The sequence below is a fragment of the Phyllobacterium sp. genome (assembly GCF_037994405.1).
GTDB lineage: Bacteria > Pseudomonadota > Alphaproteobacteria > Rhizobiales > Rhizobiaceae > Phyllobacterium.
The window spans coordinates 17,039-33,135 of the sequence record NZ_JBBNAN010000335.1 but is presented as its reverse complement, the minus strand read 5'-3'; the positions used below and the strand labels follow the sequence as shown (position 1 = coordinate 33,135).

Annotated in this window: 14 protein-coding genes; 6 read left to right on the top strand and 8 right to left on the bottom strand. The window is 57.0% G+C overall.

Annotated features, from left to right (window positions below; all coding sequences use genetic code 11):
- Positions 1 to 270: 270 nt before the first annotated feature.
- Entirely contained in the window at positions 271 to 1,593 is a 1,323-nt protein-coding gene (locus tag AAAC48_RS18670; RefSeq protein ID WP_340655623.1) for an MFS transporter, read from the bottom strand.
- Positions 1,594 to 2,719: 1,126 nt separating this feature from the next.
- Positions 2,720 to 3,412 (bottom strand): GntR family transcriptional regulator, encoded by a 693-nt coding sequence (locus AAAC48_RS18665; RefSeq protein ID WP_340655622.1) that lies wholly within the window; start codon positions 3,410 to 3,412, stop codon positions 2,720 to 2,722.
- A 149-nt stretch (positions 3,413 to 3,561) separates the two neighbouring features.
- Between AAAC48_RS18665 and AAAC48_RS18660 the strand changes: the two genes are divergently transcribed.
- From AAAC48_RS18660 to AAAC48_RS18640, 5 genes are all read left to right on the top strand, one after another.
- On the top strand, positions 3,562 to 4,563 hold the full coding sequence (locus AAAC48_RS18660) for an ABC transporter substrate-binding protein (RefSeq protein WP_340655621.1): 1,002 nt from the start codon (positions 3,562 to 3,564) through the stop codon (positions 4,561 to 4,563).
- A 71-nt stretch (positions 4,564 to 4,634) separates the two neighbouring features.
- The gene (locus AAAC48_RS18655; RefSeq protein WP_340655620.1) at positions 4,635 to 5,471 is read left to right on the top strand and encodes an ABC transporter ATP-binding protein; all 837 of its coding nucleotides are present in this window, start codon (positions 4,635 to 4,637) and stop codon (positions 5,469 to 5,471) included.
- Positions 5,472 to 5,476: 5 nt separating this feature from the next.
- Positions 5,477 to 6,346, top strand: coding sequence for an ABC transporter permease (locus AAAC48_RS18650; RefSeq protein WP_340655619.1), 870 nt, complete (start codon positions 5,477 to 5,479; stop codon positions 6,344 to 6,346).
- Positions 6,347 to 6,395: 49 nt separating this feature from the next.
- A complete protein-coding gene (gene araD / locus AAAC48_RS18645; RefSeq protein ID WP_340655618.1) occupies positions 6,396 to 8,126 on the top strand; it encodes an L-arabinonate dehydratase in 1,731 nt (576 codons plus the stop codon).
- A gap of 19 nt (positions 8,127 to 8,145) precedes the next feature.
- Positions 8,146 to 8,871, top strand: a complete 726-nt coding sequence (locus tag AAAC48_RS18640; protein ID WP_340655617.1) for a ribonuclease activity regulator RraA — start codon at positions 8,146 to 8,148, stop codon at positions 8,869 to 8,871.
- An 81-nt stretch (positions 8,872 to 8,952) separates the two neighbouring features.
- Here the strand turns inward: AAAC48_RS18640 and mctP are convergent, their stop codons facing one another.
- The 5 genes from mctP to AAAC48_RS18615 form a co-directional block, all read right to left on the bottom strand.
- Positions 8,953 to 10,428, bottom strand: a complete 1,476-nt coding sequence (mctP, locus tag AAAC48_RS18635) for a sodium:solute symporter family monocarboxylate transporter (protein ID WP_340655616.1) — start codon at positions 10,426 to 10,428, stop codon at positions 8,953 to 8,955.
- On the bottom strand, positions 10,418 to 10,615 hold the full coding sequence (locus AAAC48_RS18630; RefSeq protein ID WP_340655615.1) for a DUF3311 domain-containing protein: 198 nt from the start codon (positions 10,613 to 10,615) through the stop codon (positions 10,418 to 10,420). Before AAAC48_RS18630 ends, mctP begins: the two co-directional genes overlap by 11 nt.
- A gap of 295 nt (positions 10,616 to 10,910) precedes the next feature.
- On the bottom strand, positions 10,911 to 11,555 hold the full coding sequence (locus tag AAAC48_RS18625) for a response regulator transcription factor (RefSeq protein ID WP_340655614.1): 645 nt from the start codon (positions 11,553 to 11,555) through the stop codon (positions 10,911 to 10,913).
- Entirely contained in the window at positions 11,552 to 12,937 is a 1,386-nt protein-coding gene (locus tag AAAC48_RS18620; RefSeq protein WP_340655613.1) for a cache domain-containing protein, read from the bottom strand. Before AAAC48_RS18620 ends, AAAC48_RS18625 begins: the two co-directional genes overlap by 4 nt.
- A 363-nt stretch (positions 12,938 to 13,300) precedes the next feature.
- Positions 13,301 to 13,549, bottom strand: a complete 249-nt coding sequence (locus AAAC48_RS18615; RefSeq protein WP_340655612.1) for a hypothetical protein — start codon at positions 13,547 to 13,549, stop codon at positions 13,301 to 13,303.
- Positions 13,550 to 13,638: 89 nt separating this feature from the next.
- On the opposite strand from AAAC48_RS18615, the gene AAAC48_RS18610 reads away from it, so the two are divergent.
- On the top strand, positions 13,639 to 13,926 hold the full coding sequence (locus AAAC48_RS18610) for a hypothetical protein (protein WP_340655611.1): 288 nt from the start codon (positions 13,639 to 13,641) through the stop codon (positions 13,924 to 13,926).
- Positions 13,927 to 14,619: 693 nt separating this feature from the next.
- Here AAAC48_RS18610 and AAAC48_RS18605 read toward each other — a convergent pair.
- A complete protein-coding gene (locus tag AAAC48_RS18605; RefSeq protein WP_340655610.1) occupies positions 14,620 to 15,762 on the bottom strand; it encodes an AraC family transcriptional regulator in 1,143 nt (380 codons plus the stop codon).
- Positions 15,763 to 16,097 lie beyond the last annotated feature (335 nt).

The window sequence follows — 16,097 nt, the reverse complement described above, 5'->3', positions numbered from 1 at the left end:
CTGTTAGCTGTTTTCGGCAAGACCGGACGCACAATTGAACTGAGGACGGTTCCGAGGCGGATGTCAGGTACTGCACGACTATGGCGTTGTAATCGCCAAAAGTTACTTCACTTGGTTGAAGCTGACGGTCAGCAACAGCCCACCCGCACCATGTCGTTCTCTTGCTAGTTAAAGCCGCGTTGCGCTCCGGGCGGACCTTGAGATTTTGGCAAGGCGCGCCCAACACAGGGTATGTGGCGTTCACAAAGGCCCCGCAGATGAGCGACTTTGTTACGCTCTAGGCTCAATCGGCTCCCAGATGCTTATATTGCGGGTCTCGGGCATCAGAAAGAGGGCGAGCATGAAGCATACGGCAGGAACCGCGATCGGGTAGATCAGCGCGTAGCCGATGCTGCCGGTGGCCGCGAAAGCCGCCGAGGTGATGAACGGCACCAATCCGCCACCCCAGCCGTTGCCGATGTGATAGGGCACCGATACAGACGTGTACCGAATCCTTCCGGGGAAATATTCTGCTAGGAACGCCCCGACCGGCCCATATACCATCCCGACGTAGCAAACGAGGATGAAGATGATGAAGATCGCGATGGGATAGTTGATGTTGCCGGGCTGCGTGACGGTTCCCAGCCACAAATACAGCGGATAATACGTGATCGCGGCCAGCAACATGCCTCCCAAGATCACTGGCTTGCGGCCGATAATGTCGGACAGCCAGCCAAAAAAAATCAAACTCGGTGTTGCAATGAGCAGCGCGGCTCCCACAATGTAGGCCGAGTTCAGCGGGTCCACCTTGGAAACCTGCTGCAGAAAGTACAACGCCCAGAACTGGCCGCTGTACCAGACCACTCCTTGCCCGATCAGCACGATGGTGGCGATCCCAACGTATTTTATGTTGGAGCTAAGGAAGGCTTCCTTCCAGGGATTTCGGGTCATCTGCCCCTTAGCCTTGATCTGCTGGAAGATAGGTGTCTCCTGGAGCTGGAGCCGGATGTAGATTGCGACAGCTACCAGCAGGAAAGACACCAGGAACGGAACGCGCCACGCCCATGCGTCGAAAACTTGATTGCCGAAATAGGTGCGCGTCGCAATGATTACGGCCAGCGATACCACGATCCCGAGAGTCGGAGAGGTCTGAAGCCAGCCGGTGTAGTAGCCGCGGCGTTCGTCGGGGACATGTTCGGCGACGTAGGTGATGGCGCCGCCATACTCGCCGCCAAGGCACAAGCCCTGGAGCATCCGTAACCCGAAGAGAAGGAACGCAGCGGTCAGACCGATGGACTCGTAGGTCGGGATCAAGCCGATCGCGCCCGTGCCCAAACCCATACCGCTGAGCGTGATGAGGAACGTGTATTTGCGGCCGACCCGGTCGCCCATCCATCCGAAGAGGAACGCACCAAGCGGACGGATCAGGAATCCTGCGGTAAACAACGCAATTGTACTCAGCAACGCTGCGACTGGGTGGGATTGCTCAAAGAACTTGACCGACAAAACCGCAGCCAAACTCCCGAAGATGTAGAAGTCATACCATTCGATGACGTTTCCCACCGACGCAGCAACGATCACGCGGCGGAAATCCGTCGGGACTTGAATAGCCATGTTCTTCCTCCCTATTTCAAGACATTGTCTCCAATTTTTCAGTATTTTAGCACGAAAATAGCTGATCAAGAACTGGACCCTGCGTCTACGACGAAAGATCTCTGAAGTAACGGTTCATCGCGAAATTCCTGACTTTCGAAGTCGCGATACTTGCGATCTCAAAAGCTGGGGCATGGCGATGTCTTGATCTGCGACGATGCCGAAAATGACAACGGCGCGGAAGACTGCCTTGATGAGGCAGCGGAATGACAGGGCCCCGCCGCCTATCGTTCGATTGACGAATTGCGCGATTTGGTTGACCAAACCTCAGAATTGGTTGGCCTGACCGGGTATCGAGCCAGGTCAGGCGCGGTGAAGGAGGCGGGGCGTTATGCGGTGCGGTCCGTCGCGTTTTGGCGCGGCAAGCGCCATTGTAGAGCGCCGAAGGTACGGCGGAGGTTCCTATAACGAGAAGACGTTAGCGCGCGCAGCGGGCTCTCCTGCGACCCATCAGCGTTCCATCATCGTGCGGCGGCGCAACTCGGCCAGCGATAAGCTCGCTGAAGAGGCGCTGTTCGATTAGGCCCATGGCGGAGGAAGTGCCGGAGCCGGCAATCGGCGCAGCGCCGTTGCAAGGCCGGCAGACGAGCGTGGGTGGAGCACCAATTTGCGGCTTTCCTCGAGACGAAGGCTGGCAGGAGCGATCCGCAGGAATGGCTGCATGATCAGCGCTCTTTTGAGCTGGCGGCCTTGAAGAAGGCCGATCCGGCGAAGTATGCGACATGGTCGAGGACTTGTGCAGCGGATGCGTCGAACGCATCCCAAGTAAACAGTGAAACACCCCCACCAAATGCCCTCGGAGAACGAAGGAACCAGAAGGCAAAGATGACGCGCGGGAAAAGAGCGGGAGAAGCACAGAGCAAGCGCTTGTGGGCGTTCTGGGGTTTAAAGCTCTGTAACTCCTCCCGAAAACTGACCGCCGGGCTTGGGGCAATCAGCGGCCTGTGATGGATATCTTACACCAGAGAGATTAGTGCGTATCTAATAAATTGGGACTACACAGTCGACGGCTTCAAAAAGGAAGGAGACAGGGGAGCGGCGTCGGCGCGTACGTCGATAGCTCCGGTCGTGCCGGCATGCGGCCCTTTTACCTGCGGACATAGTCGGGAAATTGATCGCTGATAAGATCGATAATGGATAACGTCCCAGACAAGTGTTTACGAAGCGCGATTTCAGCGGCCTCCGGACGCCCCGATTGTATCGCACTGATGATCTGTTGGTGATCCTCAAGGACAGTCTGCATTTTGCCCGGCATCGGCAGATTCAACCGACGCAGCCTGTCAAGATGGACGCTCTGGCGACGCACTGTCGTCCAAAGATTGAGGATGTTAGCACGCTCATAGATCTTCCGGTGAAAGTCCTTGTCCAGCGCATCGAACAGATCATATGTCTGCGGGGAGGCGACTTGCTGCTGCCTTGCGAGCAATTCCCCCAGTTCTGCGGCGATTTGGGCCGGACACGCCGTGGTCAGGCGACGAACGGCTTCGAGTTCAATCGAGAGCCGGAGAAACTGCGCTTGCCTTGCGTGATCGATATCGATCCTTGCAACGACCGTGGCATATTGGGGATAAACTTCAACGAGAGCCTCCTCCTCGAGGCGCATCAGCGCGTCCCGGACAGGGGTCTGACTGACCCCAAATTCCATTTGGAGTGATGCCCTGGAAAGTATTGTTCCCGGTACAAGTTCGACGGAGAGAATACGGTCTCTCAATATTTCGTGGATTTGATGGGCGACCTGCCTTGTCCGATCCAGCACGCTCTTTTGCACCCTGCCACTCATGATTGTTGCTCTCTCGTTGTCTCTCACCATTGTAGTACCACAATTATTTAGTTGATGCACTGATGCATTAGTGCTTTAATGAAATAAGCGAAGTCGGAGGATCGTCGCCCCTTGTGCCAACGGCACAGAGAAATCACCGGGAGGAAAATATGCGATTGTTTAAATGCGGTATTGCCGCACTTGGTATCATTCTGGGTTTAGGCTCGTCTGGCTATGCTCAGGAGAAGACTGATATCTCCATCACCCGCCAGCCAGGCATCCTTTACCTGGCGAGCCATGTCATGGAAACGCAGAAGCTTATCGAAAAGCACGCGGCCGAAGATGGCCTGAAAGGTGTTACCGTGAACTGGCGGACCTTCAGCGGCGGTGGTGCGCAGACGGATGCGCTCCTTTCCGGGAATGTTGATATCGTCAATACTGGAACGGGCAACCTGCTTTTGCTGTGGGACAGAACACGTGGCAAGGTGAAAGGGATCATCACCAGCTCGGCGCAACCGGTCATCATGGTTTCGCGCGACCCGAAGATCAAATCACTGAAGGACATCGGTCCGAGCGACAAGATCGCGGTGCCAACGGTGGGGGTTTCGACCCAAGCCATCTTGTTGCAAATGGCGGCAGGTCAGATGTTCGGAGATAGTGACCTCAAGCATTTCGACGCAAACACGGTGCAGCTCGGACACCCGGATGCCATGGCGGCACTGGCAAACAAGAACCACGAAGTTGCCAGTCACTTTTCTGCACCGCCTTTCCAGTATCTTGAGATTGATGCTGGCAACCACATCGTCGTCAATTCCAAGGACATCATTGGCGGTCCTTTGACGCAAGCGACGTTCTTCACGACGACGGACTTTGCCGAAACAAATCCTGTCATCATCAAGGCCGTCCGGGAAGCCACAATCGAAGCGATCGAGATGATCAAGAAGAACCCGCACGACGCGTTGAGCGCGTACAAGCAAGTTTCCGGTGACAAAACCGATCTCGATGCGCTGGTGAAGATCATCGAGCAGCCGGACATGATGGAGTTTCGCACTGATCCTCAGGGAACGATGAAGTTCGCAACCCATCTGCACAAGATTGGAACGCTCAAGACAATGCCAACTGCATGGACAGATTATTATCTGCCAGAATCGGCCGACCTCAACGGCAATTGACATCCTGTAGAATGGCATCGACCTGGCATGCCGGTGCGGGGTCCTTCCACTCAAACCTTATGGAGGCCATTATGTTACAGGCCATGCAGCAAACAATTGATCCTAGGTCCGGGCCACCCGGTGCCGCAGCAGTGCAAAGCGCGAGCGGGCCGCTCCTCACCGTCGACAAAGTGACGCTTCGCTACAAGACCCCAAATCTGCTGGTCACGGCGACGGAGGGCGTCAGTTTTTCGGTCGAACGATCGGACCGCTTTGTTCTTCTCGGACCATCCGGTTGCGGCAAGTCAACGCTATTGAAAGCCGTCGGCGGATACATGGCACCGGTAAGCGGTTCCATTCACATCAATGGACGTCCGGTGAAGAAACCAGGCGCCGACCGCATGATGGTCTTCCAGGAATTCGACCAGCTTCTGCCTTGGAAGACGGTATTGGAAAACGTGATGTTTCCACTGATCGTTGCGCGCAAGCTGCCGCGCAAGGAGGCGGAAGGACGGGCCCGGGAGTATATCGATAAAGTAAAGCTCACACGGGCAACGGACAGCTATCCGCACACGCTTTCCGGTGGAATGAAGCAGCGGGTGGCTATAGCCCGCGGCATGGCGATGCAACCCGACATTCTGCTGATGGACGAACCGTTTGCGGCGCTCGACGCCCTGACGCGACGCCAGATGCAGGACGAGCTACTGCAGCTTTGGGAAGACACCAGGTTCACAGTCATTTTCGTCACTCATTCGATTGCCGAAGCCATCAAAGTCTCCAACCGCATTCTGTTGTTGTCACCTCATCCAGGGCGCGTGAAGGCTGAGGTGATCGACGTCGATCATGCCCGTCAGGACGATGGCAGCGCCGCCGCACTCGAACGCGATATCCACGATTTGCTCTTTTCCGAGCCAGGCCACAGGGAGTGACGATCATGACCAGTCCGCAATTAATTCTTGCAGCTGACGTCACGACGAACAGGCAGCATGCCAATGTAGCCGAAGTCGAGCAGCGGCTCGGTTCCCTCGAACTCATCTGGGGCATCAGCGCTGTGCGCAAGACGGTGTTGATTATTTTCCTCGCCGTCATTTGGCAGGTCTATGCAAGCTATCTCGACAATCCCCTGCTTTTCCCAACGCTCAGCGACACGCTGACCACTCTCTATGATCGTTTTGTCGATGGCACATTGCCGTCGCGTATCTGGACGACGCTTCAAGTGCTGATCACGGGGTATGTGGCAGGGACTGTACTAGCGGCCATTCTGACAATCCTTGCCATTAACACACGCATCGGCACCGATTTTCTGGAAACAATGACAGCAATGTTCAATCCGTTGCCTGCCATCTCGTTATTGCCGCTTGCTTTGATTTGGTTCGGGCTCGGCGCTTCCAGCCTTGTCTTCGTGCTTATCCATTCAGTGCTCTGGGCGGTCGCGCTCAACACCCATGCGGGCTTTCTCGGCGTGTCGCGAACGCTACGCATGGTCGGAGGCAACTATGGATTGACCGGCCTATCCTATGTGATGCGCATTCTCGTTCCCGCCGCGTTTCCGTCCATCTTGACCGGCCTGAAAATCGGCTGGGCGTTCGCCTGGCGTACGCTGATTGCCGCCGAACTCGTATTCGGTGTTTCCTCGGGACAGGGCGGGCTCGGCTGGTTTATTTTTGAGAACCGCAATCTCCTCGACATTCCTGCAGTCTTTGCCGGGCTCCTCACGGTGATCATCATTGGTCTCATCGTCGAAAATCTGGTCTTTCAGACCATAGAGCGTCACACGATACAAAAATGGGGCATGAAGGAATGAGTAGTTCATTCCTGTCGCTATCCATGACATCCAAGGCAGAGCAACGAAAATGAAGAAAACCCCGGACACATTGAGAAGCGCCCGCTGGTTCGCTCCCGACGATCTGCGCAGTTCGGGTCATCGATCAAGAACGATGCAAATGGGTTATGCACCAGAGGAATGGGCAGGCAAACCCGTCATCGCGATCCTCAACACTTGGTCGGATGCCAATCCCTGCCATGCACACTTCAAACACCGCGTTGAAGATGTGAAGCGCGGTGTGTTTCAAGCCGGCGGGTTTCCCTTGGAACTGCCAGCGCTTTCATTGTCGGAGAGCTACGTCAAGCCAACGACGATGCTCTATCGCAATATGCTGGCGATGGAGGTCGAGGAATTGTTGCGCTCCCACCCTGTCGATGGCGCGGTGTTGATGGGGGGCTGCGACAAGACCACGCCGGGGCTCGTGATGGGCGCTGTGAGCGCTGGCCTGCCCATGATTTATCTGCCGGCAGGCCCCATGCTGCGCGGCAATTATCGTGGAAAGGCTTTGGGCTCCGGTTCGGACGCCTGGAAATTCTGGGATGAACGGCGGGCTGGCAACCTGTCGACCGACGAATGGGTCGAGGTCGAGGCTGGTATCGCGCGGTCTTATGGGCACTGTATGACCATGGGCACGGCAAGCACGATGACGGCGATCGCAGAAGCCTTGGGCTTGACGTTGCCGGGCGCGAGTTCAATTCCTGCCGCTGACTCCAACCATATCCGCATGTCCTCCGCTGTGGGACGACGGATTATTGACATGGTCTGGGAGGACCTCGTGCCCGACAAGATTTTGACGGAAGCAGCCGTGCGCAATGCCGTGGCTGTCGCCATGGCCACCGGGTGCTCGACCAATGCCATCGTCCATCTTGTCGCAATGGCGCGCCGGGCTGGTGTCGACCTGACGATGGACGATCTGGATCGTGCAGGTCGCACGACCCCGGTTCTCGCAAACATTCGGCCAACCGGTAATACCTATCTGATGGAAGATTTCTACTATGCCGGCGGTCTACGCGCGCTCATGGCAAAACTTTCATCGAGGCTCGACCTTTCGGTGCTCACGGTCTCCGGGCATACGCTAGGCGAAACGCTGGAAGGGGCAAAATGCTTTAACGATGATGTCATCCGGTCCCTCGACAACCCTGTTTACCAGGAAGGATCGCTTGCGGTCGTCAAAGGCAACCTTGCGCCGACCGGGGCGGTCATAAAGCCGGCGGCATGCGATCCAAGGCTGCATCAACATCAGGGCCCGGCATTGGTTTTCGACAGCTATCCCGAGATGAAGGCAGCAATCGACGACGAAAATCTCGATGTCTCGCCGGATCACGTCCTGGTACTGCGCGGGGCGGGGCCGCAAGGCGGGCCGGGCATGCCCGAGTGGGGCATGTTGCCGATGCCGAAGGCCCTACTCAAGAAGGGACACCGCGACATGCTTCGCCTCTCGGACGCACGCATGAGCGGCACCAGCTATGGAGCATGCGTCCTGCATGTTTCGCCGGAATCGCATATCGGTGGGCCTTTGGCCCTTTTGAAAACGGGTGACATCGTGCGGCTCGACCTAAGAGCGCGCAGGATCGACATGCTGGTAGATGACAGCGAGATCGAACGTCGCCGATCTGAGTGGCAAAAGCCTGCCGACAAGGCAGGTCGCGGCTACGGCTGGATGTTTGCCAAACACGTGGGTCAGGCCGACACCGGCGCCGATTTCGACTTTCTCGAAACAAAATTTGGTCGCTCCGCTCCTGAGCCAGATATCTATTGACACATAAGGACAATCACCAATGACTATCTACGATCTTAGCGAACAGACGCGCAAAAAGCTGATGGGCGTCGCTACGCCAACGATTGCAACGGCGCTGTTCAAGCGCGGGCTACGCAATCAGTTCATCCAGGATGTCCGCCCGCTTTCAGCAAAAAAAGCCAACATGGTAGGACAGGCCTTCACGCTGCGCTACATTCCGGCCCGCGAAGATCTAAACACGATAGAGGTTTTCAAAGACCCCAATCATCCGCAGCGCGCTGCGGTAGAGCAATGTCCCGAGGGAGCAGTCCTCGTGATGGACAGCCGCAAGGATGCGCGCGCGGCCTCCGCTGGCTCCATATTGATATCAAGACTGCAAGTGCGGGGCGTAGCAGGTGTCGTCACCGATGGAGGCTTCCGGGACAGTCCCGAAATCGCCAACCTGACAATTCATGCCTACCACAATCGCCCTTCGGCTCCGACCAATCTAACCCATCACCAGGCTTGTGATATCAACGTGCCGATCGGTTGCGGCGATGTCGCTGTATTTCCGGGTGATGTGCTGGTCGGCGACAACGAAGGCGTGATCGTTATTCCTGCCCATCTCGCCGACGAGATTGCAGACGAAACGGTCGAGATGACGGCCTATGAAGATTTTGTCACAGAGCAGGTCATGAGTGGCGCAACGATCATCGGGCTTTACCCAGCCACCAGCGAAAAACCGAAGACCGATTTTGCCGCTTGGCGACAGAAGAACGGACGATAGGAATTCAGGAATTCGGAGCAAAACGGATTCCCTCTCCCCGTTCTCGCAGGGAGAGGGCCGCAGCCGTTGAGACACGCCGGCCTAAGCTCGAACGATGGTCCTTACTGGAACGACGGCGTTGATCATCACCGCAACGGCGATGTTTGCCGCGAGCGCAAGCAATCCGATATAGACGGTAAAAGGTTCGCCGCCGAGGCTCACCAGGTGTAGCGGTTTCCAGCCCGCATCCCAGACAAGGAAAGTGCCGCCGAAAAAGCCCACGAACCATCCAGCGAGCAGGCCGGGCGCACGGAACCAGTTGGTGTAGAGGCCGAAGACCAGGGCCGGAAACGTCTGTAGGATCCAGATACCGCCAAGCAATTGCAGGTCAAGGGCGAATTGCGTCGGCAGGAAGAGGATGACGAGGAGAGCGCCCACCTTCACCACCAGCGAGGTGACCTTCGCGACCTTGGCTTCACCGGCATTGCTCACATCCGGATTGACATAGGCTTTCCAGAAATTGCGGGTGAAGAGATTGGCGGCGCCGATGCTCATGACAGCGGCCGGAACCAGGGCGCCGATCGCGATCGCCGCGAAAGCGAAGCCCGAAAACCAGCCCGAAAAGAGCGTCTTGAACAGGGTCGGAACGACATCATTCGCACTGTCGAGCTTCAAATTGGCGGCATGCCCCATATAGCCGAGCAGCGCCAAAAGGCCGAGCAGCAGCGTATAGGCCGGCAGCATGATCGCATTCTTGCGGATCGTCTTTCCGCTATTTGAGGCAAAGATCCCTGTTAGCGTGTGCGGATACATGAAAGCCGCAAGCGCTGAGCCGAGGGCGAGCGTCGCATAGGCGACATATTGGCCGCCACCGAGAAGCAAGCTGCCGGAGCCCTTGGCCTGAAAGGCGGCATCGGCGGAGGCGAAGACATTGGCGTAGCCACCGAGCTTCGAGGGAATGAGCGCGACGGCGGCGATCACTACGATATAGATCATGATGTCCTTGACGAAGGCGATCAATGCCGGGGCGCGCAGGCCCGCCGAATAGGTATAGAGCGCCAGAACGATGAAGGCGATCGCAAGCGGCAGCTCGCCGTGTAGCCCGAGGGCCTTCAGGACCGCCGTCATGCCGACGAGCTGAAGGGCGATATAGGGCATTGTCGCGATGACGCCGGTTGCCGCTACGGCGAGTTCGAGGCCGCGCGATCCATACTGGCCATGAACGACGTCGCCGGCTGTCACATAGCCGAAATCCTTGGCGCGCTTCCAGAGGACCGGCATGACCATGAAGACGAAGGGATAGACGACGATGGTGTAGGGCAGCGCGAAGAAGCCATATGCTCCGACCGTATAGACGAGCGCCGGGACGGCGATGACGGTATAGGCGGTGTAGAAGTCACCACCGACCAGAAACCAGGTGATCCAGGTACCGAAGCTGCGCCCGCCAAGGCCCCATTCATCGATATGGGCAAGCGTCTCTGGCTTGCGCCAACGGGCAGCGACAAACCCTAACACCGTGACAAACACGAAGAAGAAGATGAAGACGGCGAGCGCCGTGCCATTGATATCAGTCGTCATGGCGCGTGCTCCGATAGACGATCCAGGTCAACGTCGCGGTGATCGGCACCCACATAAGCTGATACCAGTAGAAGAAGGGAAAGCCGAACATGGCCGGCTCGCGGACATTGTAGAACGGCGGCCAGAGAAGGCCTATATAGGGAATGACGAGCAGCCAGGGGACCGCCTTGCGCAGTATTTTATCCATATCGAGTTACCTTTCAGGCGCCCTATGCGAGCACGTGTTCCAGTTGTCGCGTGGAAGGTAGAGCACACCGTCGTCAGCCATGGGGACATCCGCGGACGGCTTCCCATGCGCGATTCCGGCAGGTTCCGGATCCCATAGCGGCCATTCGCGCAGGGTGTGAAACACAGTGAATTCCTCCCAACGGTTCGCCCTTGTGCGGCCAGCCGTGATAAAGCTGTATGGCCCCGGTTTTGTCCCGACAAGATGGAAGCGGCTCGGAAATAAAGGGGTCTACCCAGAAGTGGGTAGGCTAGATTCAGCCGGTTTTCGCTGCAATCCCGTGATCGAGAGCATAGCGGACAAGGCCCGCGGTCGTCGCGATGCCGAGCTTCTTCTTCAGATTCTTGCGATGCGTCTCGGCCGTGGCGGATGTGATCCCAAGCGCTTCGGCGATCTCCCGGTTGCTCCTGCCGGCAACGATCAGGCTCAAAATGTCCCGCTCACGCGGCGTCAGGGGATCTAACTGGTCCTGCGTCCCGCGCTCCATCAGCACGTCGAAGACGCCCGACGAGAAGTATTTCCCGCCGTCGGCCACGGTCTCGATGGCGGTTATGATCTCGTCCGTGGACACGTCCTTGAGGATGTAGCCCGATGCGCCATGCATGACAGAGGACGATATGTATTCACGGCTGTCATGCATCGACAGCATAACAATGTGCGCCTCCGGCAGCTCCTTTCTGAAGAGTTCGATCGCATCGATGCCGCTCAGCTTCGGCATATTGATATCCATTAGCACGACCTGAGGCCGGGTCTGCCGGCCTATGGCCAAGCCGGCTTGCGCAAGGTTGGCCGTACCGACGACCTCGATATGGCCGAACGTCTCGAGCACAGCCTTCAGGCCATCCAAAACCAGCGGATGGTTGTCAATCAGCAATACCTTGATCACGTGGTGCTCGCTCATGCGGCAACGGACCGCTGGCGGTCCCCCCTATTGGCTGATTTTGGCAGCATCGCAGTCAGTGTCGTGCCGGTCGAGCGACTGTCGATCAGCAGCAGGCCGCGAAAATGCGCCATCCGCTCCTGCATATTGCGAAGCCCAAGACCGGTTTTTTCTGCGGTACCGTACTTGTTGCCTTCGAAGCCGGTACCGTTGTCGGAAATCGTCATGCGCGCGCGACCACCCTCGCTCCAGAGCCTGACGGCAAGGCGTGTGGCGCCGGAATGCCGCTCGACATTGTTGAACGCTTCCTGTGCGACGCGATAGAGGGCAGTGCTGGCTTCGGGATTCAACATATCGGCGAAGCCCGAAGCCTCGATTTTCGTCTCGATCCCCGTCCGTTCTGCGAAATTATGGCAGAGGGCTTCGAGCGCAACTGTCAGGCCAAGATCGTCAAGCACGCGAGGTCGAAGATCATGTGACAGCCTGCGGATTTCCTTGATCACGCCATTGAGCGCCTCGACGCCCCGATCGATGGTCAGCGCCGCGTCATCGACATGGGTCCTGACCTTCCGGCTGGCGAGATCCATGGCATAGCGCACGCCGACGAGGTTCTGCGAAATGCCATCATGCAGTTCGCGGGCTAAGCGCGCGCGCTCCTCTTCCTGGGTATCGATCACCCGCTGGGTCAACTCCTTGAGCCTACCATCGGCCATGCGCCGCTCGTGGAAGGTCAAGAACATGCAGGTCGTGAAAACGACGAGTACCGAGGGAACGGCGATCAGCGCGACGATCACGAAGGTGCTTTTTATGTTGGCGCGCATGCTGGCGTTTGCGGCGGCGGTCTGCGCCACGACATCGTCAAGGTAGACGCCGGTCCCCACGACCCAATTCCACTTGTCGAGGCTGATGACGAAGGACAATTTGTCTGCCATCTGGCCGGTCGATGGTTTCTGCCACTTATATTGATGCAGGCCGCCCCCCGCCTTCGCCGTCGTGATCAGTTCGGCGATGACTTTGTCTCCGTTCGGATCCGTCAGCCCGAGCCAATTGCGCCCGTGACGGAAGCTTTGGCGCGGATGGACAATGTTGTTGCCGGCGTAGTCATAAACGAAGAAATATCCGTCCTTGCCATAGTCGAGTGAGCTCAGGATTGTCGCCACTCTTTCCTTGGCAGCTTGATCGTCGGGTCCGGCATCTCGATAGGCCCCTTCGATGGCGGACAAAGCCAGATGGGTCAGGTTAAGGATTTCTCCTTCTTTGGCTTTCAGCATATTTTGCTCGAATGTCGCGATGTTGTTTCTTGCAAGATTTGCCGATTGCCAGGTGATGAAGGTGGTGATGGCCAAAATCGCAATGACCAGCGGGACGATCGCAAGCGCGATGATCTGGTGTCGTAGCGTCAAGTAAAGACCCTCCCATGGTTTTCTACCCGTTATATCCGCTTGTCGTTGCCCCACGGTCAACCAAACATTTGTTGCTACTCAACTGGCCGCCTTGGCTGCGTAAGCTGGGGCCAGCATTGAGTTTGCCGCGCTCCTCAGGTTCGTTTTCATTGCAATCAAGCTTGTCGAGGCCAAACTCAGAGATGCATTTTGCGCAAATGGCCTTCCGCTTCTTCCAAAAAAGAGACCGAAAGCAAAGTTTCGGAATTTTCGCTGATGACGGTCCGCGTTGGAAAGCCTAGATTTTCGCCAAGAGGAACAGCTGGCAGACCATTGGCGAACGTTGGTGATGGGGTGGTCAACTTGCGACGATCTGCGCTTGCATCACTGGGCCTTGCCTTCAGTCTGCTGATATCCTCGGCGGGAATGCCAGGCACAGCCGAAGCAGCTGCCATCGGTGTCAGCATCGGCACCAGTCTCAATAGGGGAAGGCCGATCGTTTGTCAGACGGGCGTAGACCGCCTGCGCGCTCGCGGCTTCCATGATGTTTGGCGCGTGGATTGTCGCAATCGACTTTTCGTTTACCGCGCGTGGCGAGGCGACAATCGGTTCGAGGTCGTCGTCAATCGGCACAATGGCCGCGTGGTGGACCTACGCCGCATCGGTTAAGCGTTTCGGGGAATAATAAGGACCAAGTCCGCCTTTGAAAGGGAAATACATCCATGTTGAGAAAACTTTCCATGGTTGCAGTCACCGGTCTTATGACACTTTCAGTTGCGGCTTGCACGACGAATGAAAGGCGGGTTGCAGGTTACGGTGCCGGTGGTGCTGCTTTGGGCGCGTTGGCAGGCGGTGCAATCACAGGTAGTGGGCGAGGCGCACTGACCGGCGCTGCGATCGGTGCAGGCACGGGCGTCGTCGTCGGTGCAGCAACAGCAAACAATGACCGTCGCTACTGCACGTTTGAAAATCGTTTTGGTCAACGCTATCGGGCTCCGTGCCGCCGTTAGCTCTGTTCGCGGCCAAGGAAGGCGCGAATGGTGTGATTTTGGCACTTTGGTGCTTATTTTGCGCGCATGATCAAATTGTGGATCCACGATATTAGGGAGAACGAGCCGGCTCCGGCCACAGCGCCTCCGAGCAGGTCTATCAGGTAACCGGCCATCGGCACGTTGCGCGCTCTGCCCGTAAAGATAACTATCGCTGCCATACATAAGCATCCAAGGACAAGCCCCCATAGGGCAGAGTTTGTGATACTAAGTTTTCTCATCATATCCCCCGACAAATTACCGTCTGATGCGGCGCATATCCACGACGCGGCCATTGCTCTGGCGCATTGTGCTGCCGATCTGCCTCCAATGGGTATTGAGTGCCAGCTGTTCCAGCGCACTGTCCCGACTGCAGCTGGATAGCGACAGGCCCGTATTTTGCCGGAAACTTCCGCGACAGTTTCATCACGATTTTTCCTAATCTGTCCCATTATCTGGGCAAGACAACCTGTTTGCGATGCCAAGGCCGCGCGGTCCTAACCTTCCTTTAGGGGGGGCAGCAAACCAGGCTTACCAAACCATCGACACAGCAAAATAGATGATCGCAGCTGTTATGAAAATTGCACCAAAGATAACTAGCGACCTAACGTTACTTTGCATGTGAATTCCCCCGCACATTGATCGCTCCATCCAGAAGCGATTGTCGTCCCATCCTTAGCCGTGAAGCCGGCGCAGTAGCACGCCGAACCGCTCTTGCGGCGCATACGCCATAAGGTCGGCTGTGGGCCTATACGGCGGGCCGGCCCTTTGCCCATTCCTGACGTCGGTGGGGCTACAACCGAACTCGCGCCTGAAGGCGCGGCTGAATTCCGTTCCATCGTTGAAACAGCGTTGCTCGGCGATCTCGATGATACGGCGTTGATCGTTCGGGTCAGTCAGTGCCGAATGGGCATCGAGCAGACGTCGATGCTGGATGTAATGCATGACGCCGCCAAACGGCTCGAACAAGCGATAGAGCCGCGAGCGCGAAACGCCAAGCTCGCGCTGCAAGGTCTCGGCTCCAAGCGTCGGATCGAACAATCTGGCTTGGATGATGCGGTGCGCCTTTTCGATCAGGACTGTTGCAATCGGCTCGCGCGCCTCCTCGATATGGTCTCCAGAGGGCGAAGCGCAAGCAAGGATCATCGCTCGCGTCGCAGCCACCAGCGCCGGAAGTTCAGCTTCATCGATGATCGGCAGCCGTTTGGCGAGGCCAATCATATAGTCGGAGAACAGCCGGCCCATCCCGGTAGCGAGAGTGGAGAATTCTACGGCATTCAAGGCAGCCGTCACCTCACTACCGAAATCACGGGGAACGAACAACATCAGCATTTCGCTGTTGGTGACGTTCCCTTCGAAGGTCCGGCCGAGTGGATGGACCTGCACCGTGCCTGCGCTGCCCTCAAACGTCCTGTTTGGCGCGATCGTGGTCACCTTCCCATACAGTAACATCGTCAATGTCCAGTGATCGAGGGGATCCCGCCGCGTATGTCCGGGCAGGCTGGCGAATCCCAATGCATCTGTCTTGATCCGGGAAAAGGCAAGGCAGCCGAGGTCCCAAATCACTTGTTTGCCGCCAAAGCCGACGGTCACATCATCGGGCTCATCGAATTCGAGCATGGGTGCGAAATTGTTGCGCCAAGCTTCAAACTGATAGCCCGGGGGAAGCTCGTGTGTTGTGAGCTCATAGGCGGGCAAGTGCAATGACCCGCGCACTTTTCGTCCAGGTTCAGGCGTGGTGCGTTCTGATGCCATTGCGATTGCATCGGAGATTGTGCTGGGTAGCCCATCTTGCTCCATCGCACGTTCGGCTCTCATGGTGTCGCCCTCAGGTCGAGGGCGGAACACGACGGAGCATTAGACCTGGCGTCGCACACCAGCATCAAGATAGAAGTGCTTTTCCAAAGATGTTGTGTCGACATCGCTCCTCCCCGGGGAGCTCGGATGGTCACATCATTATACATGTTCCAGTAAAACACCCTATAGCACAGTTAATTCGAATTGTTTAGTCGGTAATTCTGCCGGACGCGGGGTGCGAATCAGTGCTAAATTGTAGATTTGCTCCGAGATTGCGCTTGGTTACTGAACCGCCAAATCTGTGGTGGTAAAGTTCCACTTCCTAGTCTTTTTTCAGCAGATTCTTCGCGCGGGCA